Origin of the sequence: Natrialba sp. PRR66, from assembly GCF_034808065.1 — an archaeon.
Lineage (GTDB): Archaea > Halobacteriota > Halobacteria > Halobacteriales > Natrialbaceae > Natrialba > Natrialba aegyptia.
In genome coordinates this window covers 1-231 of the sequence record NZ_JAXHGN010000293.1, presented here as the reverse complement: position 1 = coordinate 231, position 231 = coordinate 1, and the positions used below count along the sequence as shown (strand labels likewise).

1 rRNA gene is annotated in these 231 nt (G+C 58.0%); it reads left to right on the top strand.

Going from position 1 to position 231, the window contains the following annotated elements:
- Window positions 1–129: 129 nt before the first annotated feature.
- Window positions 130–231, top strand: a 5S ribosomal RNA gene (gene rrf / locus SM755_RS24265); the annotation flags it as partial.

Below are 231 nucleotides of genomic sequence, written 5' to 3'. Positions count from 1 at the left end.
CCAAGCCACACATTCATACTGCATCTGGATCGGACTCGTGAACGGGTCCGGACGTAAACTGGACTACACGCACATACGGTTATCCCACCGATTATGGTTTGACAGCGGTTCGATTCCGCTGATCGGCGTTAGGGCGGCCACAGCGGCGGGGGATCTCCCGTACCCATCCCGAACACGGTTGATAAGCCCGCCTGCGTATCGGCGAGTACTGGAGTGAGAGATCCTCTGGGA